Origin of the sequence: Bradyrhizobium oropedii, assembly GCF_020889685.1 — a bacterium.
GTDB lineage: Bacteria > Pseudomonadota > Alphaproteobacteria > Rhizobiales > Xanthobacteraceae > Bradyrhizobium > Bradyrhizobium oropedii.
Map to the genome: position 1 here is coordinate 1 of NZ_JACMYO010000155.1, position 20,823 is coordinate 20,823.

Annotated in this window: 22 protein-coding genes; 16 read left to right on the top strand and 6 right to left on the bottom strand. The window is 64.8% G+C overall.

What is annotated here, in order from left to right; translation table 11 throughout:
- On the top strand, positions 1–581 hold a 581-nt coding region (locus tag H8A95_RS32090), incomplete at its 5' end, for a carboxyl transferase domain-containing protein (protein ID WP_274617680.1).
- A gap of 624 nt (positions 582–1,205) precedes the next feature.
- Here the strand turns inward: H8A95_RS32090 and H8A95_RS32095 are convergent.
- Entirely contained in the window at positions 1,206–1,598 is a 393-nt protein-coding gene (locus tag H8A95_RS32095) for a serine hydrolase (RefSeq protein WP_338028000.1), read from the bottom strand.
- Positions 1,599–2,081: 483 nt separating this feature from the next.
- Here H8A95_RS32095 and H8A95_RS32100 point away from each other — a divergent pair, with 483 nt between their 5' ends.
- On the top strand, positions 2,082–2,429 hold the full coding sequence (locus H8A95_RS32100) for a hypothetical protein (protein WP_229186835.1): 348 nt from the start codon (positions 2,082–2,084) through the stop codon (positions 2,427–2,429).
- A 347-nt stretch (positions 2,430–2,776) separates the two neighbouring features.
- Here the strand turns inward: H8A95_RS32100 and H8A95_RS32105 are convergent, their stop codons facing one another.
- Positions 2,777–3,127 carry a cupin domain-containing protein gene (locus H8A95_RS32105; protein WP_229186819.1) on the bottom strand — a complete coding sequence of 117 codons (351 nt, stop codon included), beginning with the start codon at positions 3,125–3,127 and terminating at the stop codon, positions 2,777–2,779.
- A 259-nt stretch (positions 3,128–3,386) separates the two neighbouring features.
- On the opposite strand from H8A95_RS32105, the gene H8A95_RS32110 reads away from it, so the two are divergent.
- On the top strand, positions 3,387–3,674 hold the full coding sequence (locus H8A95_RS32110) for a twin-arginine translocation signal domain-containing protein (protein ID WP_229186820.1): 288 nt from the start codon (positions 3,387–3,389) through the stop codon (positions 3,672–3,674).
- A 70-nt stretch (positions 3,675–3,744) separates the two neighbouring features.
- Here the strand turns inward: H8A95_RS32110 and H8A95_RS32115 are convergent, their stop codons facing one another.
- Positions 3,745–4,011 (bottom strand): GCG_CRPN prefix-to-repeats domain-containing protein, encoded by a 267-nt coding sequence (locus tag H8A95_RS32115; RefSeq protein WP_074125592.1) that lies wholly within the window; start codon positions 4,009–4,011, stop codon positions 3,745–3,747.
- Between the two features lie 315 nt (positions 4,012–4,326).
- Complete coding sequence (locus H8A95_RS32120; RefSeq protein WP_229186821.1) at positions 4,327–5,022, bottom strand: ArsR/SmtB family transcription factor; 696 nt, start codon at positions 5,020–5,022, stop codon at positions 4,327–4,329.
- A 166-nt stretch (positions 5,023–5,188) separates the two neighbouring features.
- Between H8A95_RS32120 and H8A95_RS32125 the strand changes: the two genes are divergently transcribed.
- Genes H8A95_RS32125 through H8A95_RS32135 form a run of 3 tightly spaced genes read left to right on the top strand, consistent with a single transcriptional unit; the run spans position 5,189 to position 6,756 of the window.
- Entirely contained in the window at positions 5,189–5,497 is a 309-nt protein-coding gene (locus H8A95_RS32125) for an NIPSNAP family protein (protein ID WP_229186822.1), read from the top strand.
- A gap of 30 nt (positions 5,498–5,527) precedes the next feature.
- A complete protein-coding gene (locus H8A95_RS32130) occupies positions 5,528–5,881 on the top strand; it encodes an antibiotic biosynthesis monooxygenase family protein (RefSeq protein WP_229186823.1) in 354 nt (117 codons plus the stop codon).
- 56 nt (positions 5,882–5,937) lie between these two features.
- Complete coding sequence (locus tag H8A95_RS32135; RefSeq protein WP_229186824.1) at positions 5,938–6,756, top strand: isocitrate lyase/PEP mutase family protein; 819 nt, start codon at positions 5,938–5,940, stop codon at positions 6,754–6,756.
- A 67-nt stretch (positions 6,757–6,823) separates the two neighbouring features.
- On the opposite strand, the gene H8A95_RS32140 is transcribed toward H8A95_RS32135, so the two are convergent.
- A complete protein-coding gene (locus H8A95_RS32140; RefSeq protein ID WP_229186825.1) occupies positions 6,824–7,252 on the bottom strand; it encodes a hypothetical protein in 429 nt (142 codons plus the stop codon).
- A gap of 145 nt (positions 7,253–7,397) precedes the next feature.
- On the opposite strand from H8A95_RS32140, the gene H8A95_RS32145 reads away from it, so the two are divergent.
- The gene (locus H8A95_RS32145) at positions 7,398–8,039 is read left to right on the top strand and encodes a trimeric intracellular cation channel family protein (RefSeq protein WP_229186826.1); all 642 of its coding nucleotides are present in this window, start codon (positions 7,398–7,400) and stop codon (positions 8,037–8,039) included.
- 24 nt (positions 8,040–8,063) lie between these two features.
- Here H8A95_RS32145 and H8A95_RS32150 read toward each other — a convergent pair whose 3' ends face one another.
- A complete protein-coding gene (locus H8A95_RS32150; RefSeq protein WP_229186827.1) occupies positions 8,064–9,290 on the bottom strand; it encodes a c-type cytochrome in 1,227 nt (408 codons plus the stop codon).
- A 243-nt stretch (positions 9,291–9,533) separates the two neighbouring features.
- Between H8A95_RS32150 and H8A95_RS32155 the strand changes: the two genes are divergently transcribed.
- The 9 genes from H8A95_RS32155 to H8A95_RS32195 all read left to right on the top strand — a co-directional run bounded on the left by H8A95_RS32155 (position 9,534) and on the right by H8A95_RS32195 (position 20,795).
- Positions 9,534–13,028: an indolepyruvate ferredoxin oxidoreductase family protein gene (locus H8A95_RS32155; RefSeq protein WP_229186828.1), complete on the top strand. Its 3,495-nt coding sequence runs from the start codon at positions 9,534–9,536 to the stop codon at positions 13,026–13,028.
- 258 nt (positions 13,029–13,286) lie between these two features.
- Positions 13,287–14,444: a thiolase domain-containing protein gene (locus H8A95_RS32160; protein ID WP_163153354.1), complete on the top strand. Its 1,158-nt coding sequence runs from the start codon at positions 13,287–13,289 to the stop codon at positions 14,442–14,444.
- A complete protein-coding gene (locus tag H8A95_RS32165; RefSeq protein ID WP_229186829.1) occupies positions 14,444–14,833 on the top strand; it encodes a Zn-ribbon domain-containing OB-fold protein in 390 nt (129 codons plus the stop codon). Before H8A95_RS32160 ends, H8A95_RS32165 begins: the two co-directional genes overlap by 1 nt.
- Positions 14,834–15,040: 207 nt before the next feature.
- A complete protein-coding gene (locus H8A95_RS32170; RefSeq protein ID WP_229186830.1) occupies positions 15,041–15,901 on the top strand; it encodes a MaoC family dehydratase in 861 nt (286 codons plus the stop codon).
- Positions 15,902–16,027: 126 nt separating this feature from the next.
- Complete coding sequence (locus H8A95_RS32175) at positions 16,028–16,909, top strand: SDR family oxidoreductase (protein WP_229186831.1); 882 nt, start codon at positions 16,028–16,030, stop codon at positions 16,907–16,909.
- Between the two features lie 145 nt (positions 16,910–17,054).
- Positions 17,055–18,011 (top strand): dihydrodipicolinate synthase family protein, encoded by a 957-nt coding sequence (locus tag H8A95_RS32180; protein WP_229186832.1) that lies wholly within the window; start codon positions 17,055–17,057, stop codon positions 18,009–18,011.
- A gap of 3 nt (positions 18,012–18,014) precedes the next feature.
- Positions 18,015–18,815, top strand: a complete 801-nt coding sequence (locus tag H8A95_RS32185; protein WP_229186833.1) for an NUDIX hydrolase — start codon at positions 18,015–18,017, stop codon at positions 18,813–18,815.
- Positions 18,816–18,933: 118 nt separating this feature from the next.
- Complete coding sequence (locus H8A95_RS32190) at positions 18,934–19,878, top strand: alpha/beta hydrolase (RefSeq protein WP_229186834.1); 945 nt, start codon at positions 18,934–18,936, stop codon at positions 19,876–19,878.
- Between the two features lie 35 nt (positions 19,879–19,913).
- On the top strand, positions 19,914–20,795 hold the full coding sequence (locus H8A95_RS32195; RefSeq protein WP_229186836.1) for a DMT family transporter: 882 nt from the start codon (positions 19,914–19,916) through the stop codon (positions 20,793–20,795).
- Positions 20,796–20,823: the final 28 nt, after the last annotated feature.

The following is a 20,823-nucleotide window of genomic DNA, read 5'->3' on the forward strand; positions in this document are numbered from 1 at the left end:
CGGTGGGCTTCGTCGCCAACCAGCCGATGGTGCTGGCGGGCGTGCTCGACAGCGACGCCTCGCGCAAGGCCGCGCGCTTCGTGCGGTTCTGCGATGCCTTCAACATCCCGATCGTGACCTTCGTCGACGTGCCGGGCTTCCTGCCGGGCACCGCGCAGGAATATGGCGGGCTGATCAAGCACGGCGCGAAACTGCTGTTCGCCTATTCGCAGTGCACGGTGCCGCTCGTCACCATCATCACCCGCAAGGCCTATGGCGGCGCGTTCGACGTCATGGCGTCGAAGGAAATCGGCGCCGACATGAACTACGCCTGGCCGACCGCCCAGATCGCCGTGATGGGCGCCAAGGGTGCGGTGGAGATCATCTTCCGCAGTGACATCGGCGACTCCGACAAGATCGCCGCGCGAACCAAGGAATACGAAGACCGCTTCCTGTCACCCTTCATCGCCGCCGAGCGCGGCTACATCGACGACGTCATCATGCCGCATTCGACACGGCGCCGGATCGCGCGGGCGCTCGCGATGCTCAGGGATAAGAAGGTCGAGATCCCGGCGAAGAAACACGACAATCTGCCGCTGTGAGGGATGGAGACGACCGTGGCAATGTGGCGTCGACGATCGAGGCTGTGGCAGAGCGCCGATCGATCGTGCGACCTGATATTAGGTGTGGTGTCCGCAATACTTGCGATGGACGTAGCGTGCTTCGCGCAAGATACCGAGATGATGGTTACCGCCCGGACGTCAGAAGAGGCCGTTATCAATGGCTACGCATTTGCCGACAAGACATGCGCGCCGATCGAGCTCCCAGAGCTCTTGCTCATAAAGCCGCCCAAATATGGGGCTGTTTGTTACCGTATCGAGGATTTCGAGGTGGCAGGCGACTCGGGACTGGATCGAGCCTGCATCGGGCGCTGGGTCCGCGGCATAAGCGTTTTTTATCGGGCCCGATCTGGTTACAGCGGACCGGATAGTCTCCGATACGAAGCGATCGACCATCGAGGACGGGAGCGAGTGTTTGTTCGTGTCAAGGTCTTGCCCGGCCATTCAAACGCATCGGCCAGCGTTGACGGTTCTTCGCGCGAGTCGGCGATGTCGGCTGGGCCTATCCCCGCGTGCGTTGTGCCGGTGTCCTAAGAGCGTGGGGCGGGTTAGCGAACTTACCCGCCGCCTTCGCTCCGTGCGATCCGTGGCGGGTTGCGGCTTCGCCTAACCCACCCTACGAAGTCGCAATCCGGCAAAGGCCGCGAGTTCGGCACTGCCGGTAAAGCTCAGCCACTCGACGTCGGTGATGCCGAGTGGTGCGAACAACTTTTCCCGGGCATAGACATGAATGCTTTGGCCGACGCTTTTTGCAAGGGCCGCAGCCAGCAGGCTGGTGGCGCCGCCGCTATGGTTGAACAGGACGCCGGGCGGCAGTGCCATCCGCTGTTGCAGAACGTAGCGGTAGGGATCGTTCGCTTCGAGCAGATGCCGTTCGTTGTTCGCCTGACTCTTCCAACCCCGCGCTTCGTCCCAGCGCAGGCCGCGCGACATGGTGAGCAGGTGGTGGAACGTGATGCGCGCGTTCTTGGCCGTGCGAAGGTCGCATATTCCGGCGATCGATCACAGCGGAATCGAGTGGCGGAAATCGTCTGTCGCTCACGGCGAGGCCGATCAGCAGGGAGGTCACGCTCTTCGTGATGGAGCGAATGTCGTGCCTCGTTTCCGGCGAAAATTGACCGGTGCCGACCACTCCATCCACCGGCGCTCCCGGCCGGAGAAATAGCGCTCGAACACAAGCTTGCCGCGCCGGACGATGACAACGGCGTGAATGTTGCGCTTGGGCCAATGTTTGAGAAACGCGTCGAGCCGGGAGAGCCGGTCGGCATCGAGGCCGACCTCGGCGGGAGCCGCAACGGCCCATCCGTCGTCAAGCGTTGAACAGGCTAACATTTGAGTCCGAATTGGATGACCAAGAGCCGGCACGCGCGTGTAGCGTAGCGATTCCTTGCGAAAATGAACACGGCGGGTTACGGCTTCCGCCTTCGCTCGCTGAGCTACGGCGGACGCAGTCGCCTGACCCGCCTCACAGGTTCGAACCCGATGACCGAAGACGAGCTGACCGACGAGATTTCCGAGATCGAGGCGCAGATCGAGGAGTTGGCCGACAGCGCCGAACGATCCCGGCGGATCATTCTCGGCTCGAAAGTCGCGATAGCAGGTGCGGTCGCGCTGTTGCTGATCGCGCTGCTCGGCCTGTTCGGGGCCGGGCAGACTGCGGCGCTCGGATCGATTGCGCTGGTGCTCGGCGGCATCGTGTCGCTCGGATCGAATGTCAGCACCTTGCGGCAGACCGAGGCCGCCATCAGCACCGCCGAGGCGCGCCGCGCGCGGCTGATCGGTAACATCGAACTTCGGCTGGTGCACGATGCGCCGCTGAAGTTGATGTGACGGAGGTCGCGCGCTCCCGTTGGCTCATCCGGGTTGCGCGACTGCGCGCTCTGATCTCGGAGCGGCGGAACGAAATGCAAGGTTCGGTCGAATGCGCAGCGACAATGTGGACGCTTATCCGCGTCGCTGTTTGAGATGTGAATCGGGATCTCACCCCGCGTCGTCCCGGGCAAGCCAACGGGTCGCGCGAACGCGCGCCCGATGACAGGCTCCGCGCGACCCGGGACCCATCACCACAGCTCGATCTAATTGTGCGACGCTGGGGCCACAGCGTGCTCAACAACGCAACGCTGTGGTTATGGGTCCCTGCTTTCGCAGGGACGACGGAGGAGAGAGTGTCACACGCCTTACTTCCCCGCCAGCGGCACGAAGTCGTATTCGCCGACGCCTTGCAGGATCAGGAAGGTCAGCGAAGTCGTGCCGGCATTGGTGACGAGGTGAGGGCGGGTCGGGCGAACCGCGTAGACTTCGCCCACCTTGAGGTTCACTTCCTCCTTCGGTTCTTGCAGGAACAGCCGCATCTGGCCTTCCAGCACATAGAACGTGTCGGAGATGTTGCTGTGGGTGTGCCACGGCACTTTCTGGGTCGGCGAGAGTTGTAGCTCCATGATGCGGAAGCCGGGGCGGGCGGCGTGCTGGGCGCGGCGCTCGACTTCATAGAGGTGGCTGGCATCCTTGATCGGTTGTCCTGGCTTCACGGCGGGCCTCCCGGAGATGTTCTTGTGGCGCGATGCTAGTCCTGTTCGGTCGCCCATGAAACGGTCGGAACGGGCATGCCCGATGGGCGCGGACGAGGCCGTCGCGTCGTGGTGAGTGTGTGATGTCACAACGTTGCGGACGCAGCCGTGCGGCGTCGAGTTCCGCGAAACGTGAACGCGCGGTTCAGCGAGGGTTCAGGTCGGGACGAGAAAACTTAGGGGTCCAGTTGGTCCAACTCAGCAACAAAGGGAAACTCTCATGGAACGCCGGGATTTTCTGAAGCTGGCCTTCGGTGTCGCCGCCGGAGCAGCCACGTTCGCAGCAACGGCCCAGGCGGCGCCGCTCGCGCCGCTTCCCCTCAACCCGGATGGACGCTCGCCGGCGACCAACGATGCGCATCCGGCCGTGACCACGGGCGATGAGGTCGATCGCCTGAAGCCCGAGCAGGTGCGTTGGCATCACGGTTGGTATCATCGGCGTTGGCACCACAGGCATTGGGGTTGGCGCCGCCGTCATTGGCGCCGTCATCACTGGCGCCGCTGGTGATATCGACCCCAGGTCGAAAAAGAAAAACCCCGCGCGAGGCGGGGTTTTGTTTGTACGGAATGCGCCGCGATCAGATCGGGCGGCAACGGCCGTAGCGCCACATGAATCCGTAGGGGCAGGCGCGGACGCGCGGCGCCACCACGACAGGGCGCTCGACCACGACCGGCGGGCGAACGACGACGGCGCCCGGCGCGACGACAACGGCGCCACGATTTCTGACGCAGCCACCATACGGGCCGCGGTGCCAACCGGGGCCGCAGCCACCGGCAGCATCAGCGGCGCTGATGCCGGCGAAAGCGGTCGTCACCAAAACTGCTGCTGCAAAAAGATACTTCATGACTTCTCCTTTTTAGTGGGCCGCGCGCTGCGGCACCGCAACAAACTTGAGATTACCGATTCGCCCGGCCGGATCATTGCAGAAGCCGTACCTGATGTCGTCGACCATAATGTTGCGGGCTGAATGCGACATGAATGTTGCAGGTCACACCTGCGTCAGCGCGCCGCAAGCAAGCTCAATATCATTTCAAAATATTTCGCGGGCGCGAGCAGGACGAAGCACACGGTGGCGAGCGCGCGAAATGTGTCGGAGTGCGAGATAAGCGAGACCCAAGGCTTCGCGAATGACCGAGCCGAAGTTGACTTGAGCGCGATCTTACTCGCCCGCGCCGAACAGCGCTGCGAACCGCTTCTCGCCGGTTCGCGAGAAATTGACCACGCGGCTGCCCGGCGTCGCGTCGCGCGCGGCCCATTTCAGCTCCGTGAAGCGGTCCATCATGGCAGCGCCGAGCGTGCCGGCGAGATGGTGGCGCCGCTCGCTCCAGTCGAGACAGGCCTTGCACACCGGACGGCGCGGATGCGTCAGCGCGTCGGCGTCGATCTGCAACTCCTCGGCCATGAAGCGCTTGCCTTCGCCGGTGAGCTCGATTGCCTGCTTGCTTTGGCGCACCAGCTTCTGCCGCCTCATGCTGTCGAGCATCTGCACGCCGAGATCGCCGGCGAGATGGTCGTAGCAGATGCGGGCGCGGCGCAGCGCCGGATCCTTCGGTCCGGTGCGCACGCGCATGTGGCCGGCGCGGGCGGCAATGCCCTGCAGGCCTTCCAGCACGTCGGCGACGTCGGGATCAGAGAGGCGATAGTAGCGGTGGCGGCCCTGCTTCTCGGGCTCGATCAGCCCGCCGGCCTCGAGCTTGGCGAGATGCGAGCTCGCCGTCTGCGGCGTGATGCCGGCCTCCTGCGCCAGCTCGCTCGCAGTCAGCGCGCGGCCGGTCATCAGCGCGGTCAGCATGTTGCAGCGTGCCGGATCACCGACCAAAGCGGCGATCCGGGAGATATCGGGTCCTGCTTTCATAGTTCGATGATAGCCGAAGCATCGAGGTGGAGCAAGCTGGTAGTGTCCACCTTGCCGTCGTTGCGAGGCGCGGAGCGCCGAAGCAATCCATGGTCCCGCATATGCGGAGCGATGGATTGCTTCGCTGACGCTCGCAATGACGGAATACATTCATCGGAGGCCATCAATGACCGTCACCGTCTTCATCCGCTACCAGCTCGATCCGTTCAAGCGTGCGATGTTCGAGGAGTATTCGAGCAATTGGCTCTCGATCATCCCGCGCTGCGGTGGCGATCTGCTCGGCTACTGGATGCCGCACGAGGGAACCAACAACATCGGCTTCGCGCTGATCTCGTTTGAAAGCCTCGCCGCCTACGAGGCCTATCGCGCGCGGCTGCGCCAGGACAAAGAGGGCATGGCGAACTTCCACTTCGCGGAAGAAAACCGCTTCATCCTCGCCGAAGAGCGGACATTTCTGCGCAAGGTCGAGCTATAGTCGCTCCACATCAGAAATGCGGAGACGCCCATGATCGCCGTGATCTTCGAAGTCTGGCCGAAGCCGGAGCACCGGCAGCAATATTTCGACCTTGCCGCCGAGCTGAAGCCGATCCTGCAGGAGATCGACGGCTTCATCTCGGTCGAGCGGTTCGAGAGCATCACCGAGCAGGGCAAGTTCGTGTCGCTGTCATTCTTCCGCGACGAGGCCGCGGTGGAAGCCTGGCGCAACACGGTCGAGCACCGGCGCACCCAGGCCAAGGGCCGCGCGCGGATCTTCGAGAATTATCGGCTACGGGTGGCGAGCGTCATGCGCGACTACGGCTTGAACGAACGCGACGAGGCGCCGAAGGACAGCCGCACGGTGCACGAGCCGAAGCTCTAGCGCCCGCGGATGCGCGTGCCTATGTGTGCGCGGCCAACGACATCAGGGAGCGACCAATGCCACTGCCAACTGCTGACAAACGTACAGCCTTCAAGAAGCTGCATGAGAGCGGATGCTTCATCATCCCGAACCCGTTCGATGTCGGCAGCGCCCGCGCATTGCAACATCTCGGCTTCAAGGCGCTGGCCTCGACCAGCGCGGGCTTCGCCTGGACCATCGCCAAGGCCGACAACCGCGTCACCGTCGACGACGTCTGCGATCACCTGACCGCGATCTGCGCAGGGGTCGATATTCCCGTCAATGCGGATTTCGAGGGCGGCTTTGCCGTCGAGCCCGACAAGGTTGCGGTCAATGTCGCGCGCGGCGTCAAGACCGGCGTTGCCGGGCTCTCGATCGAGGACTCCACCGGTGACGCTGTCAATCCGCTGTTCGAACACAAGCTGGCGGTCGAGCGCATCAGGGCAGCGCGCAAGGCGATCGATGCCGACAACAGCGGCGTATTGCTCACCGGCCGCTGCGAGGCGTTTCTGTGGGGCAAGCAGGACCTCAATCTGGTGATCGAGCGGTTGCAGGCCTATTCGGACGCGGGCGCCGACGTGCTCTACGCGCCCGGCATCAAGACCAAGGAGGAGATCTCGGCGGTGGTGAAGGCGGTGGCGCCGAAGCCGGTCAATCTCCTGATCGGCGGCGTGTCGGAGCTGACGCTGCAGGCGGTCGCCGATCTCGGCGTGCGCCGGATCAGCGTCGGCGGCGCGCTGGCGCGGATGGCCTGGACCGGCGTCATGAAGGCGGCGAAGGAGATGGCCGAGAAGGGCACCTTCACCGAATTCGCCAACGGCTATCCCGGTGGCGAGCTCAACAAGATGTTCAAATAGACCTCACGCGCCAAAAGCAGCGGGCCGCTTGGGCCCGCCGCTCGCGCCTGGTCAGTGTCGTCACGCGTTATTTCGAAGCCCCGGCCGGTGGGGCCGCCGGCTTGTTCATGTCCGACTTGTTCATGTCAGACGGCGGGTTCGCCGGGTTGGCCGGCGCCGCGCCCGTTGTCGTGCCGGGCTGGCTGTTCGGCTTCGGCGTCACGTCGCGCATGCCCGGAGGCGGCGCGGCGGGGTTGACGGGCTGGGTCTGCGCGGTCTGCGTCGACGGCGTCGTCCCGGCCTCGTGCACCGACGTATTGTTCAAGCCGTAGAACAGCGCGCCGAGCACCACGGCCACCGCGACTGCGAACATCGCGACCTTGGTGGTGCTGGCCGGTCCCTCCTGGAGTTCCGGATCCGGCTGCAGCTCGTTGTCCAGGCTGTTGAAGCGCGCCTGACGGCGGATTTCGTCTTCGGTCAGGTTGGCGCGATACGGATCGTCAGGTTGGTAAGCCATTGCAAAGTTCCTCCGTTAGCACCTCTAAGCTAAACGCAGGGGACAATGGCTGGCGCGTGAGGATGTTCCGCGCCAATGTTGCAACCCGTTCATGCAGGAACCGGCGATTCCTTGGGTTCCGAACCTGTTCCATGAGGCCATTTCAATGTGGACCATGCCGCCCACCGATTCGGTGCTGCACGTGCTCTCGTTCATCGCCGTTGCAGCGCAGTCGATGACGGCGGCGCTGGCGGCCGGCCGGCGCAGCATGGATTGGGCCGGCGTCTGCATGTTAGGGGCGATCACCGCGCTCGGCGGCGGCACCATCCGCGACGTGCTGCTCGGGCATTATCCGTTGCTCTGGGTCAAGCACCCGATCTACCTCGCAATCGCGGCGGCCGGCGCCTTCGCCACCATCCTGCTGGCGCGGCTGGTGCACCGGCTCAATCTCGCATTCCTGGTGCTCGATGCGATCGGGCTTGTGGTGTTCACCATGGCCGGCTGCGACGTGGCCTGGCAGGTCGATGCCTCGCTGCCGATCGTGATCGTCGCCGGCATGATCACCGGCTGCGCCGGCGGTGTGCTGCGCGACATCCTCTGCAACGAGGTGCCGCTGCTGTTTCGCAGCGAACTCTACGCCAGCGTCTCCGTGGTGACGGGGCTGTTCTACGCCACCGCGTTCGGACTGAACCTCAACCCGCAGGCCTGGACCTTGCTGACCTTCGCGCTCGGCCTGAGCTTCCGGTTGCTCGCGATCCGCTACAAATGGGAGATGCCGAAATTCGTGTTCAGCGGCGAGGAGCGGTGAGCTGCTGTTTCGCCATGCGCGCCTTCATTTCGCTGTCCGCGCCTTGGCGACCTCATCGGCCGTCACGGCCGGTGCCGCATTGCCCCAGGAATTGCGGATATAGGTCGCGACGTCGGCGACCTCCTGGTCGGTGAGTTTAGGATAGGCCGGCATCGAGCCTGCGTTCGGCGCGCGCGGCGTGGTGATGGTCTGTGCGCCGTCGAGGATGACGCGCAGCGTGCTCGCCGGGTTGGCCGATTGCAGATTGGCGTTGCCGGGCAGCGGCGGATAGATCCGCGGCGCGCCGGAGCCGTCGAGCTCATGGCAGGCGACGCAGGCGCCGCGATAGATGCGCTCGCCGTCGCTCATCTGCGCCGGCGAGGGCGGCGTGACCGCAGGCTCCGGCGCGCCGCCGGGCAGGCTCTTCAGATAAACCGCGATCGCGCGCACATCGGCGTCGCTCATCTTCGAGGTCGAGTTGACCACCACCTCGGACATCAGCGGACCGGCATGGCTGTGCCCGTTGCGGCCGCTCTGCAGATATTCGGCGATGTCGTCCGCGCTCCAGGACTTCAGCCCGCTGCGCGCGGCGCCGTCGAGCCGTGGCGCGAACATACCCTGGACCATGCTGCCATTGAGCGCCTGGTCGCGCTTGTCGGCGCCGAATGCGTTCTTCGGCGTGTGGCAGGCGCCGCAATGGGCGAGGGCCTCGACCAGATAGCGGCCGCGATTCCATTCGGCACCCTTGCTCTGGTCCGGCTGGATGATGCCCGGCGTGAAGAACAGCGCATTCCAGGCCCGCATTAGGACGCGGTAGCATAGCGGCCAGCGCAGCTGCGGCGGCGGCGCTCTGTTGCTGACCGGCGCAAGCGTCGCGAGGTAGGCGCGGATCGCCAGGATGTCGTCGCGGATCAGCTTTGTGAAGTAAGGGTACGGGAAGGCCGGGTAATAATGCTTCCCGTTCGGCGAGACGCCGCTCCGCAGCGCGCGGAGGAAATCGTCGTCGCTCCAGCCGCCGATGCCGGTATCGCGGTCGGGCGTCAGGTTCGGCGAAAACACCGCACCGAACGGCGTGTCGATCCGCTTGCCCCCGGCGAAGGGCCTGGCCGGGTCGGCGGTGTGGCAGCTGGCGCAGTCGCCGGCGATCGTGAGCGCCTTGCCGCGGGCGACGATGTCGTCGGTCGTCGCAGCGGCGCATTCGCCGGCCGCGAACGCACCGCACAACAGCGCTGTGACCAGAATCGCACCGGCCGTTCGATGTCGTCGCCGCATCCATTCACCTTCCGCACCTTCCGGTCCACAAGACGCGTTACGCCATTTCGCCGAGGGCCTGTCCTGCGACAGAAACCGAAACGGCGCTCCGATATTCCCGGCACGAAATTGCGATTTTTGAGCGACGGGCCTGGTCGCCCAGAATTGTGTCGCGCAGGCCGGAAAATCCGACATAGACTGGTTCTAACAAGCTCGGATGACTAGCTAAAACGCAGCCGTCGCGACCAGCGCAAAGAGGGCTAAATGGGAATCAACCAAGGGCCTATCAGCCTCGACCAGAAATACACCCAAGGCACCGGCCACGTCTTCATGACCGGCATTCAGGCGCTGGTCCGCCTGCCCATGGCGCAGATCAGACGGGACCGCGCCGCAGGCCTCAACACGGCAGGCTTCATCTCCGGCTATCGCGGTTCCCCGCTCGGTGGCTACGACCAGCAGCTGTTCGCCGCGCGCAAGCATCTCGAGCAGTACAACATCAAATTTCAGCCCGGCGTGAACGAGGACCTGGCGGCCACCGCGATCTGGGGCTCGCAGCAGCTTGGCCTGTCGTCCGGCGCCAAATATGATGGCGCGGTCGGCATCTGGTACGGCAAGGGCCCCGGCGTCGACCGCTGCGGCGACGTCTTCCGCCACGGCAATGCGGCAGGCTCCGCCAAGCACGGCGGCGTGCTCTGCCTTGCCGGCGACGACCACGGCGCAAAGTCCTCCACCGTCCCGCATCAGTCCGACCACGCCTTCATATCCGCGCTGATGCCCTACCTCTATCCCTCCAGCATCCACGAAATGATCGAGATGGGCCTCCTGGGTATCGCGATGTCGCGCTACTCCGGCTGCTGGGTCGGCATGAAGGTGATCACCGAGACGGTCGAGACCACGGCCGAGATCGACCTCACCGACGAGATGACGCCGTTCATCATCCCGGCCGATTTTGAATTGCCGCCTGATGGCCTCAACATCCGCTGGCCTGACGACCGTTTCGAGCAGGACCGCCGGCTGCAGGATTACAAGGGCTTTGCCGCGATCGCCTTTGCCCGCGCCAACAAGGTCAACCGCATCACCATGGATTCGCCGAACGCGCGCTACGGCATCATGGCCTCGGGCAAGAGCTACGAGGACATCCGCCAGGCGCTGCGCGAACTCGGCATCACGCCCGAGATCGCCGCCAAGATCGGCATCCGCCTCTACAAGATCGGCATGCCCTGGCCGCTGGAGCCGGAAGGCGTGCGCAACTTCGCCGTCGGGCTCGAGGAGATCTTCATCGTCGAGGAACGCCGCGAGATCGTCGAGAACCAGGTCAAGCAGGAGCTGTTCAACTGGCGCGACGACGTGCGTCCGCGCATCGTCGGCAAGATGGACGATCACGACAAGCGCTTCCTGACCTTCGCCGCCGAGCTCAGCGTTGCCTCGCTTGCGAGCTCGCTCACCGAACGGCTGCTTCGACTTAATCTCAACCCTGAAATCGCCGAGATGCTGCGCGCCAAGGCCGACTGGTTCAACGGCCGCCAGTCGAGCCAGATGCAGGCGACGGCGCCGGTCAGCCGCACGCCGTATTTCTGTTCGGGCTGCCCGCACAACACCTCGACCAAGGTGCCGGAAGGCAGCCGCGCGCTCGGCGGCATCGGCTGCCACTTCATGGCGCTGTGGATGAACCGCTCGACCGAGACCTTTACCCACATGGGCGGCGAGGGCGTGCCGTGGGTTGGCATCGCGCCGTTCACCAACGAGAACCACATCTTCGCCAACCTCGGCGACGGGACTTACTTCCACTCCGGCATTCTCGCGATCCGCCAGTCGATCGCCTCCAAGGCCAACATCACCTACAAGATCCTCTACAACGACGCCGTCGCCATGACCGGCGGCCAGCACCACGACGGCGACCTGTCGCCGCAGAAGATCACCTTCCAGCTCCACGCCGAAGGCATCCGCGAGATCTACCTGGTCTCGGAAAATCCGGGTTCTTATCCGGCTGATACCATCGCGCCGGGCGTCAAGCTGTTCCATCGCGACGAGCTCGAGAACGTCCAGAAGATGTGTCGCGACACCAAGGGCACCTCGGCGATCGTGTTCGTGCAGACCTGCGCCGCCGAAAAGCGCCGCCGTCGCAAGCGCGGTCTGATGGAGGATCCGGCCCGCCGCGTGCTGATCAATCCGGCGGTCTGCGAAGGCTGCGGCGACTGCTCGGTGCAGTCGAACTGCATCTCGGTCGAGCCGCTGGAAACCGAATTGGGGCGCAAGCGCACCATCAACCAGTCGACCTGCAACAAGGACTATTCCTGCGTGAAGGGTTTTTGCCCGTCCTTCGTCACGGTCGACGGCGGCACGCTCAAGCGTCGCGCGCCGACTGAACTCGGCGATATCGGCGCCTTGCCGGAGCCGGCCTCGAAGCCCGCGCTCGACCGGCCCTACAACATCGCGGTCGGCGGCGTCGGCGGCACCGGCGTCTTGACGATCGGCGCGCTGCTCGGCATGGCCGCGCATATCGAGGGCAAGGCCTCGATGATCCTCGACATGTCCGGCCTCGCGCAGAAGGGCGGCGCGGTGCTCAGTCACGTCCGGCTCTCCGAGCACACCGCTGATGTGACCTGTTCGCGTATCGTGACCGGCACGGCCGATCTCGTCCTCGCCGCCGACGAGGTCGTGGCGGTGTCGAAGGACACCATCTCGCTGTGCGAGGCGAGCCGCACCGTCGGCATCATCAACAGCCACATCATCCCGACCGCAGATTTCATCCTCAACCGCGACTTCAATTTCCAGAGCCGCAAGGTCAACAGCGTGCTGGAGACCGAGCTGCGCAAGGACTCCGCGTTCTTCGACTTCACCAAGCCGGCCGAAGCGCTGCTCGGCGATAGCATCGCCACCAACATCATGATGATGGGCTATGCCTATCAGCGCGGGCTGCTGCCGCTGTCGGCGGAAGCGATCCAGCAGGCGATCGAGGTCAACGGCGTCTCGATCAAGATGAACACCCAGGCATTCCAGCTCGGGCGCCTCGCTGCCGCGGATCCGGCGCGGCTCGCCGCGATGATGAAGGGGCAGGATGGCGACGCAGCCCCGGTCAAGTCACTGGATGCGATGTCGCTCGACGAGATCATCACCCATCGCATGGCGCTCTTGACCGACTACCAGAACGCGCGGCTCGCCAAGCGTTACCGCAAGCTGGTCGACCATGTGCGCGATGCCGCCACCAAGGGCGGCTATGGAGAGGCGCTGCCGCGCGCGGTCGCGATCAATTACGCAAAACTGCTCGCCTACAAGGACGAGTATGAGGTGGCGCGGCTGTTCACCGATGGCCGCTTCGAGAAGCAGCTGCGCGACCAGTTCGAGGGCGAGTTCAAGTTCAACTTCAATCTCGCGCCGCCGATCCTCGGCGGCGGGCTGGATGCACAGGGCCGCCCGAAGAAGCGCGCCTTCGGTTCGTGGATGATGTCGGCCTTCAAGGTGATGGCGCGATTCCGCTTCCTGCGCGGCACGCCGCTCGACATCTTCGGCTACAACGCCGACCGCAAGCTCGAGCGCGATCTGATCGCGGGCTACGAGAAGGATGTCGCGACGGTGCTGAACCTGCTGTCGCCGCTCAATCACGACATCGCGGTCGAACTGCTGTCGCTGCCCGACCGCATCCGCGGCTACGGCCCGGTGAAGGACAAGGCGATCAAGGAGGCGAAGGTTCGCTACGCGCAACTCGCCGCCGACCTCGCCAACCCGCCGCCGGCGCCGCGGCAGATGGCGGCGGAGTAAGGTAGCCACACAACCGATGTCGTCCCGGGCAAGCGAAGCGCGACCCGGGACCCATAACCACCGCAGTTCGTCGTTGCGCGATGCTGGGGCCACAGCTGATCGAACAACGCAATCCTGTGGTTATGGGTCCCTGCTTTCGCAGGGACGCAAATGAGTTCGCGGACACAGTCTCGCCTGACGGAATATTTCCGCGCTTGCCAAGGTCGCGTCGTCGGTTCAGAAAAACGCTGGAGATGAAAAACGCCAGCGGAGAGCGATTTGACCATCAAGGGCAAGGCCTACATTGCCGGGATCTACGAACATCCCACCCGGCACGCACCGGATAAATCAACAGCACAGCTTCACGCCGAGGTCGCCAAGGGCGCGATCGAGGATGCCGGGCTCACCAAGGACGACATCGACGGCTATTTCTGCGCCGGCGACGCGCCGGGCGGCTTGTGGCCGATGGTCGATTACCTCGGCCTCAACACCAAGAAGCTGCGTCACATCGACTCCACCGAGACCGGTGGCTGTTCCTATCTGATCCATCTCGGCCACGCTGCCGAGGCGATCGCCGCGGGCAAATGCTCGGTCGCGCTGGTCACGCTGGCGGGCAAGCCGCGCACCGGTCCGATGCCGCCGCGCGCGTCCGGTGCCGAGGCCGATTTCGAATTGGCCTACGGGGCTACCACGCACAATGCCTACGGCATGTGTGCCATGCGCCATATGCACGACTACGGCACGACCTCCGAGCAACTCGCCTGGATCAAGGTCGCGGCCTCGCACCATGCGCAATACAATCCGCATGCGATGCTGAAGGAGGTCGTCACCGTCGAGGACGTGCTGAATTCGCCGATGATCTCCGATCCGCTGCACCGGATGGATTGCTGTGTCGTCACCGACGGCGGCGGCGCGATGATCGTCACCACGCCGGAAATCGCGAAGAGCCTGAAGAAGCCGCTGGTGCGCCTGATCGGTCACGGCGAGGCGGCGAAGGGTCCGCGCGGCGGCAAGGATCTCGATCTGACTTACTCCGCCGGTGTGTGGTCTGGCCCGCGCGCCTTCGAGGAAGCGGGCGTGACGCCGAAGGATATCAAGTACGCCTCGATCTATGACAGCTTCACCATCACGGTGCTGATGCAGCTCGAGGATCTCGGCTTCTGCAAGAAGGGCGAGGGCGGCAAGTTCGTCGCCGACGGCAATCTGATCTCGGGTGTCGGCAAGCTGCCGTTCAACACCGATGGCGGCGGCCTGTGCAGCAACCATCCGGTCAATCGCGGCGGCATGACCAAGATCCTCGAGGCTGTGCGCCAGTTGCGCGGCGAGGCGCATCCGAAGGTGCAGGTGAAGAACTGCGACCTCGCGATCGCCCACGGCACCGGCGGTCTGCTCGGCGTTCGCCACGCCGCCTCAACCTGCATTCTGGAGCGTGCGTGATGTCTGAAGCCAAGAAGTACAATGCCCCGGTGACCAATCCGGAGAGCGCGCCGTTCTGGGAAGCGGCGGAGGCGGGCAAGTTCATGATCAAGCGCTGCACCACCTGCGGGGAAGCGCATTACTTCCCGCGCGCGATCTGCCCGTTCTGCTTCTCAGACAAGACGGTGTGGGAAGAGTCGAGCGGCGAGGCGACGGTCTATACCTACAGCCTGATGCGGAAGTCGCCGACCGGTCCCTATGCGATCGCCTATGTGACGCTGAAGGAAGGTCCGTCCCTGCAGACCAACATCGTCGATTGCGATCTCGAGACGGTGAAGATCGGTCAGAAGGTCAAGGTGGTGTGGAAGCCGACCGACGGCGCTCCGCTGCCGTTCTTCACACCGGCCTGATTTTAACCCTCTCCCCTTGTGGGAGAGGGGGCCTTCGCTGAAAGCGAAGGCGGGTGAGGGGTCTCTCTCCGCGAAACGAGTTTCTCTGCGGCACGAACCCCTCACCGAAGCGAGATTGTGACGACTGCCGGTGTAGCCCTCTCCCGCAAGGGGAGAGGGCACATCAATTGGCAGCGAAGAGCGAAAAGGTTCGGGGAGAAAACGACAATGCCGATCGTGTACGAACAGCTGATGGCCCTGAAGAATCTCGGCCAGAAATACAGCTACGCCGACCGCGACGTGATGCTCTACGCCTATGGTATCGGCCTCGGCGCCGATCCGATGGACGAGAAGGAGCTCGCCTTCGTCAATGAGGGCGTGCTGACGCCGCGTCCGCTCAGGGTGGTGCCGACATTCGCGTCGGTCGCAGCCTGGGGCGCCGGTCCCGGCGAGATGAACCTCAACCGCGTGATGGTGGTCGACGGCGAGCGCGACATCAGCTTCCACAAGCCGTTTGCGACCGCGGCCCACATCACCGCGGACTCGACCGTGCTTGACGTGTTCGACAAGGGCAAGGACAAGGGCGCGGTGATCCGCCACCAGACAGTGCTCAGGGATGAGAAGGGCGAGAAGCTCGCAACGCTTGTGGCCTCGCGCTTCGCCCGCGGCGACGGCGGCTTCGGCGGACCATCGGACGGCCAGCCCGAGTCGCACAAGGTGCCGGAGCGGGCGCCGGACAAGGTGGTCGACATCACGACGCGGCCCGACCAGGCGCTGATCTACCGTCTCTGCGGCGACCGCAATCCGCTGCACTCAGATCCGGAGTTCGCGAAAAAGGCCGGCTTCCCGCGGCCGATCCTGCACGGCATGTGCACTTACGGCATCACTTGCCGCGGCGTGCTGCAGACCTATGCCGACTACGATCCTTCAGCCTTCAAGCAGCACGCAGCGCGGTTCTCTTCGCCGGTGTTTCCCGGCGAGACCGTGACCATGGAGCTGTGGAAGGACGGCAATGTGGTGTCGTTCGAGGCCAAGGTGAAATCGCGCGGCGTCACCGTGATCAAGAGCGGCAAGACAGTGCTGGCGTAGCTTTCCGTCATTCCGGGGCGGTGCGAAGCATCGAACCCGGAATCTCGATCGACGACCTCTGGATTCCGGGTTCGCGTTGCGCGCGCCCCGGAATGACGGCAATCAACAATAAACGGAGAAACAACCATGGGATTACTCGACGGCAAGGTGGCGCTGATCACGGGCGCCGGCGGCGGGCTCGGTGAAGCCTACGCAAAACTGTTTGCGCGCGAGGGCGCGGCCGTGGTGGTCAACGATCTCGGCGGCCCGCGCGACGGCTCGGGCTCCGACAAGTCGATGGCCGACAAGGTGGTCGACGCGATCAAGGCCGAGGGCGGCCGTGCGGTCGCCAACGGCGCCGACATCTCGACCCTGGCCGGCGGCCAGTCGGTGTTCGACGACGCCATCAAGCATTTCGGCCGCGCCGACATCCTGGTCAATAACGCCGGCATCCTGCTCGACGAGACCTTCCACAAGGCCAAGGAAGCCAACTGGGACAGGGTGATGAAGGTGCATCTCAAAGGCACCTTCTGCTGCACCCAGCCGGTGTTCAAATGGATGCGCGACAATGGCGGTGGCGTCATCGTCAACACGTCGTCGACCTCGGGCCTGATCGGCAATTTCGGCCAGACCAATTACGGCGCGGCCAAGGGTGGCATCTGGGGCCTCTCCAACGTGCTGGCGATCGAGGGCCGCAAGTACAACATCCGGATCTGGACGCTGGCGCCGGGCGCCTTGACCCGGATGACCGCAGACCTGCCGCGCTACAAGGAGAACCCGGGTGCGGCGCTCGGTCCCGATGGCATCGCGCCGGCCGTGCTCTACATGGTCAGCGACCTGTCGGGTGACCAGACCGGCAAGGTGCTCGGCGTCTCGGGTCCGCGCGGCGTCCGCGAGATGCGGATGATGGAAATGGAAGGCTGGACGCCGCCATTCACCGGGTGGAAGGCTGAGGATATCGTCACCCACGCCAACGAGATCTTCTTCTCGGAGGACGAGATCAAGAAGTCGGCGCGGCGGTTCAAGTAAGGACAGACAGATGCCACTCCGGCGCGATGCGCGGCATCGGGCCGGAATGGATGACCCGCGACCGGGGGTAGGGAGGGGCTTCCGGATGCGCAATGGCGCAGCCGGAAATGAGGCTGTATAGAGGGCGGAAACAGACGAGGCACCCATGACCAAACTCACCGCCCAGGCCGCAGGAACCTTTGCGATCGCGCCGACCCCGTTCCACGACGACGGCCGCATCGACGAGGCATCGATCGATCGGCTGACCGATTTCTACACCGAGGTCGGCTGCGAGGGCGTCACGGTGCTGGGCATCCTGGGCGAGGCGCCGAAGCTCGATGCCGCGGAGGCGGAGCAGGTCGCGCTGCGCTTCGTCAAGCGCGCCAAGAAGCTGCAGGTGATCGTCGGCGTCTCGGCGCCGGGCTTTGCCACGATGCGCTCGCTGGCGAAGAAGTCGATGGATGCGGGCGCCGCCGGCGTCATGATCGCGCCGCCGCCGCATCTGCGCACCGACGACCAGATCATTGGCTATTTCAAGCAGGCGCAGGAAGCGATCGGCGACGATATTCCCTGGGTGCTGCAGGACTACCCACTGACGCTGACCGTTGTGTTCACGCCCGCCGTGATCCGCAAGATCGTGATGGATTCGCCGTCCTGCGTGATGCTCAAGCACGAGGACTGGCCGGGGCTGGAGAAGATCTCCACCTTGCGCAATTTCCAGAAGGACGGCTCGCTGCGGCCGCTGTCGATCCTGGTCGGCAATGGCGGCCTGTTCCTCGATTTCGAGATGGAGCGCGGCGCCGACGGCGCGATGACGGGCTATGCTTTCCCGGAGCTGCTGATCGACGTGGTCAATCTCTCCAAGGCCGGCAAGCGTGATGCCGCGCATGATCTGTTCGACGCGCATCTGCCGCTGATCCGCTACGAGCAGCAGCCCGGCGTTGGCCTCACCGTGCGCAAATACGTGCTGCAGAAGCGCGGCATCATTTCCTCCAGCGCCCAGCGCAAGCCCGGTGCCGTCATCACGCCGCAGGCGAAGGCCGAGGTCGACTATCTGCTCTCCCGCGTGGCGCGCGTTGACCGCCGTGCCAATCTGCAACCACAATCCAGCGCCGCAGGCTAAATAATGACCGAGATCGTTGCTCCGCGCCTTGCCTCAACTGTGCTCTTGCTGCGCGACGGCGCCTCGTCACGCGAGATCGAAGTCTTCATGATGGTTCGCCATCACCAGATCGAGTTCAACTCGGGGGCGCTGGTATTTCCGGGCGGCAGCGTCGACAAGAACGACAAGGAGATCGCCGCCGATCCTGCGCTCTATTCAGGCGGGGAAGGGCTCGACGGTGACGCGCTCGGTTTTCGCATCGCGGCGATCCGCGAAACCTTCGAGGAAAGCGGCATCCTGCTGGCGCGGCCGCAGGGCTCGAAGGATCTGGTCGACGCCGGGCGTGCGAACGAGATCGCCACCGCGCATCGTGCGGCGTTGAACGAAGGCAAGATCACCTTCCTCAAGGTGCTGACCGACAACGGCATGGTGCTCGCGCTCGACGAGCTCGTGCCCTATGCGCACTGGATCACGCCGGAGGGCATGCCGAAGCGCTTCGACACCTGGTTCTTCCTGGCCGCAGCGCCGCCCGAGCAGCTCGGTGCGCATGACGGCAAGGAATCGACCGATTCGATCTGGGTGTCGACGCGCGAAGCGCTGGAAGGCGGCGAGACCGGCCGCTTCAAGCTACCATTCCCGACCACGCGCAACCTGATCAAGCTCGGCAAGCAGCCGAACGTCGGCGCCGCGCTCGCCGACAGCAAGGGCAAATCGATCGTCGCCGTGATGCCGGTGATGACCAAGACCGCTACCGGCCGCCAGCTCCGCATCCCCAAGGAAGCCGGCTACGACGGCGAGGTGTTCGACGTCGGTGCGATGGGCTGAGCCCGGCAGTTACCGCTACCAGACTTCGGCGAGCATCGAAGTATCGCGACCAGAAGCGCCGATATAATCACGTAAGGTCACCGCGCCGGGCCAACCGCCCGGCGCATAAGGAGCCAACGTGGCAATATCCCCTGACGTCCCAACATCTCGCGAATTCCATCTGACGCTGCCCGGCAGCGACGACACGCTGCTGGTGCGGCACTGGCCGGGTGCCGGCGATCCCGTGCTTTACGTTCACGGCGCGACGTTCCCGTCGGCGCTGTCGGTCGGCTACCGCTTTGGCAGGCGGTCCTGGGCGGACGATCTCAATGCCGGCGGCTTCGACGTCTGGGGTTTCGATTTCGTCGGCTTCGGCGGCTCGAGCAGACCGCGGCAGATGTCGATGCCCGCGAGCGGGATCGCACCGCTCGGCCGTGCGGCGGAAGCTGCCATTCAGGTCGGTGTGGTGGTGGATCACATCCGCAAGCAACGTGCCGGCGCGCCGGTTCATATCGTCGCGCATTCGTGGGGCACGATGGCTGCCGGCCTCTTTGCCGGGCATCATCCGGATGCGGTCGGCCGCCTCGTGCTATTCGGGCCGATCGTCCGGCGGGAGTTGGAGGGGTTGCCACTCCCCGAGAGCATCGGCGCATGGCGCGAGGTGACCATCGCGGATCAGTTGAAGCGGTTTGTCGAAGACGTCCCGCCGTCGCATCCGCCGGTGCTGATCGAGCCCGAGCTCGCCGAGTGGGGGCCGGCCTATCTGGCAAGCGAAGCCGGCGCGACCGGACGCACCCCGCCGGCGGTCCGGATTCCAAATGGGCCGCAGGCCGACATCATCGCCGTAATGTCCGGGCAGCTCGCCTACGACCCGCGCCGTGTCGTGGCTCCGACGCTGATCGTGGGCGGTGAATGGGACAACCTTTGTCTGGATGCTGACGCAGCCTGGCTGACACATGCATTGGGCGCCACCAAGAAGGCCGATGTCGTCGTGCCCAAGGCGACGCATCTGATGCATCTCGAGCACGGGCGTGACGGCTTGTTTGCGGCAACCACCGGCTGGCTTGCAGGGAGCGCGTCGTGACCGGCTCCACGCCTAGCGACGCGCGCCAGCCCCATATGGGTTTCGAGCTGTCGCTGCTGCTCGCGCTCGCCACGCTCTGGGGCGGCTCCTACACTTTCATCAAGCTCGGCGTCGCGACCATCCCGCCGATCACGCTGATCGCGGCGCGCACCGCGATCGCGGGGGTCTTGCTGCTCGTCATCATGCGGATGCGCGGCGTGACGATGCCGACCGATTGCGCGACCCGGCGGCGCTTCATCTTCCAGGCCTGTCTCAACAGCGTGATCCCGTGGACGCTGATCGCCTGGGGCGAACGCTTCGTCGATGCCGGGCTCGCCACCATCCTCAATTCGGCCTCGCCGATCTTCACCTTTCTGTTCACCGTCGCGATTACCCGCCACGAGGCCGCGAGCCCGCGGAAGCTGTTTGGGGTGATCGCCGGTATGACGGGGATCTGCCTGATCGTGGGCGTCGACGCATTCCGCGATCTAGGGGAGGGGATCGTGGCCGAGGTCGCGATCGTCGCCGCTACCATCTGTTACGCCTGCGCCGCGATCTTCAGCCGGGGCTTCAAGGGGCTCGATCCGATGGCGCCGGCCGCCGGCTCGCTGATCGCGGGCGCTGCGATGCTGATTCCCCTCAGCCTTGCCGTCGAACGGCCCTGGACGCTAGCGCCGTCGGCGAGCTCGCTCGCCGCATTGCTGGCACTTGCGGTGTTCTCGACCGCGATCGCCTTCGTGATCTACTTCCGCCTGATCCAGACCCTCGGGTCAGTCGGCACCACCGCACAGGCCTATCTGCGGGGGCCGATCGGGGTTGCGCTCAGCGTCGCTTTTCTGGGCGAGCGGCTGAGCCCGACCGCGTGGATCGGGCTCGCTTGCGTCGTGATCGGCGTCGCCGCGATGACGATTCCGGCGCGACGGGTCGCCGCCGCCTGAGGTCATCGCTGCGATGACGATTCCGGCG

Coding starts and splice junctions, on each gene's coding strand:
- H8A95_RS32100 (WP_229186835.1), top strand. CDS start 2,082: ATGACCGAAGACGAGCTGACCGACGAGATTTCCGAGATCGAGGCGCAG.
- H8A95_RS32120 (WP_229186821.1), bottom strand. CDS start 5,022: ATGAAAGCAGGACCCGATATCTCCCGGATCGCCGCTTTGGTCGGTGAT.
- H8A95_RS32165 (WP_229186829.1), top strand. CDS start 14,444: ATGTCTGAAGCCAAGAAGTACAATGCCCCGGTGACCAATCCGGAGAGC.
- H8A95_RS32180 (WP_229186832.1), top strand. CDS start 17,055: ATGACCAAACTCACCGCCCAGGCCGCAGGAACCTTTGCGATCGCGCCG.
- H8A95_RS32125 (WP_229186822.1), top strand. CDS start 5,189: ATGACCGTCACCGTCTTCATCCGCTACCAGCTCGATCCGTTCAAGCGT.
- H8A95_RS32195 (WP_229186836.1), top strand. CDS start 19,914: ATGGGTTTCGAGCTGTCGCTGCTGCTCGCGCTCGCCACGCTCTGGGGC.
- H8A95_RS32115 (WP_074125592.1), bottom strand. CDS start 4,011: ATGAAGTATCTTTTTGCAGCAGCAGTTTTGGTGACGACCGCTTTCGCC.
- H8A95_RS32150 (WP_229186827.1), bottom strand. CDS start 9,290: ATGCGGCGACGACATCGAACGGCCGGTGCGATTCTGGTCACAGCGCTG.
- H8A95_RS32110 (WP_229186820.1), top strand. CDS start 3,387: ATGGAACGCCGGGATTTTCTGAAGCTGGCCTTCGGTGTCGCCGCCGGA.
- H8A95_RS32140 (WP_229186825.1), bottom strand. CDS start 7,252: ATGGCTTACCAACCTGACGATCCGTATCGCGCCAACCTGACCGAAGAC.
- H8A95_RS32135 (WP_229186824.1), top strand. CDS start 5,938: ATGCCACTGCCAACTGCTGACAAACGTACAGCCTTCAAGAAGCTGCAT.
- H8A95_RS32145 (WP_229186826.1), top strand. CDS start 7,398: ATGTGGACCATGCCGCCCACCGATTCGGTGCTGCACGTGCTCTCGTTC.
- H8A95_RS32175 (WP_229186831.1), top strand. CDS start 16,028: ATGGGATTACTCGACGGCAAGGTGGCGCTGATCACGGGCGCCGGCGGC.
- H8A95_RS32155 (WP_229186828.1), top strand. CDS start 9,534: ATGGGAATCAACCAAGGGCCTATCAGCCTCGACCAGAAATACACCCAA.
- H8A95_RS32130 (WP_229186823.1), top strand. CDS start 5,528: ATGATCGCCGTGATCTTCGAAGTCTGGCCGAAGCCGGAGCACCGGCAG.
- H8A95_RS32170 (WP_229186830.1), top strand. CDS start 15,041: ATGCCGATCGTGTACGAACAGCTGATGGCCCTGAAGAATCTCGGCCAG.
- H8A95_RS32185 (WP_229186833.1), top strand. CDS start 18,015: ATGACCGAGATCGTTGCTCCGCGCCTTGCCTCAACTGTGCTCTTGCTG.